Raw genomic sequence first — 1,124 nt, 5'->3', positions numbered from 1 at the left:
CGGGGCTCACCTCTAACCATTCCGAACAGAGTAGTTAAGCCCGTTTGCGCCGATGGTACTGCTTTACTGTGGAAGAGTAGGTCACCGCCTTTTTTGTATCGATGATAAATCGATATTTTTAAAACCCTTACTAGGTATCTAGTAAGGGTTTTTTGTGTTTAATATATTTAAGGAAGTGTAAGAACCCAATCAATTAATCGTTTTTACAAGTAGCATTCTTTATTTAGAATTGAATCCAGGTAATACAAACTAAATTGTTTGTGTTAAACTCAATTATCTTACACTAACTCTTTAATATGATTAACTTTTATGGTATATGAATACTTGTAAGAGTAAGCCATAAACGTCTACTAAATACAGCTATCAAGAAACCATTACTTTTTTTTCTTGAAAACACACTCTGGAGTCGTCTTAATTCCTAAGAGTAAAATAATAATTTTGTAATTAAGAGAATTCATACTATAATAAGCAGTGATTTACATAAGTATATTCATTATTATTTAAGATTAAGTATCATACTATAGGATCAAGGATCGCTAATACGAAGAATTATTCGTAAATTTTAGATGAGAACGCACAATCTTTACTGTCATAATCTACTTTCAAAAAATATAATAGACCTAATAAAGTAGCTTTAGTCAATTTAAATCTGAAGTATAGAGTTATTATAATTCGATTTATTCGGATGTATGATGGATCAGGGCATATAAAACACATGGATTTAATGTTAATCTACATATTCTGAAAACCGTCATATAGGCCTTTATCAATCGAAACAGCAAGCTGCAGTAAAGAATTTATTCAAAATCAAAAAAACAAACAGCTGTAAAGCTTTGGTTATGGGTGTATTAAAAAAAAGATTAAAATAAGTTATAAAAGGGCTTGCGGGTTTAGAAAAGGGTTCTATATTTGCACCCCGAAACAAAAACAATATGTTGCGTTTCGCACGTTCATTTCCAGAAAAATTAAGCTTAAAAAAAGAATTAAATATTTTTTCAAATTAAGTTTGTGAGAGTGAAAAAAGGGTTTTATATTTGCACCCGCTTAGCGAAACAACGTTAAGAGAAAGTAAAGAAAAAGTTCATTAACATATTGAATTGACAGCGTAAGAATCAACTGGAAAC

Annotated in this window: 1 rRNA gene; it reads left to right on the top strand. The window is 30.2% G+C overall.

The features are described 5' to 3' along the window. Positions 1–93: ribosomal RNA gene (gene rrf / locus DFQ09_RS19230) — 5S ribosomal RNA — on the top strand; the annotation flags it as partial. Positions 94–1,124: the final 1,031 nt, after the last annotated feature.

It is taken from the genome of Winogradskyella pacifica (assembly GCF_003386275.1).
Lineage (GTDB): Bacteria > Bacteroidota > Bacteroidia > Flavobacteriales > Flavobacteriaceae > Winogradskyella > Winogradskyella pacifica.
The sequence above is the reverse complement of the archived record's forward strand: the minus strand, read 5'-3'. Positions and strand labels throughout refer to the sequence as shown.